The organism is Campylobacter sp. S4:11 (assembly GCF_024723695.1).
Lineage (GTDB): Bacteria > Campylobacterota > Campylobacteria > Campylobacterales > Campylobacteraceae > Campylobacter_D > Campylobacter_D jejuni_C.
This window is the reverse complement of sequence record NZ_JANQDC010000135.1, coordinates 1-205: the sequence shown is the minus strand read 5'-3', so window position 1 is coordinate 205 and position 205 is coordinate 1. Positions and strand designations below refer to the sequence as shown.

Below are 205 nucleotides of genomic sequence, written 5' to 3'. Positions count from 1 at the left end.
CGGGTTTATCTTTGAAACCAAAATTAGCTTTACCTTTATATCTATAATCACTACGATAATATTTACAACCATTAGAAAGGACTTGAGGAAGCAATTTATCAATAGCTTCAGAATCTATCGTATAAATTAACTCTCCTGATTTTAATTGACCCACTTTAGTTCTAAATTTATCAGTATCTTCCAACTCTCTTCTTTTTCTTTCATT

Annotated in this window: 1 pseudogene; it reads right to left on the bottom strand. The window is 29.3% G+C overall.

The annotated features are described in order from the left end of the window. Positions 1–154 (bottom strand): annotated as a pseudogene (locus CAMP5053_RS08555) (tRNA 2-selenouridine synthase); the annotation flags it as partial. Positions 155–205: the final 51 nt, after the last annotated feature.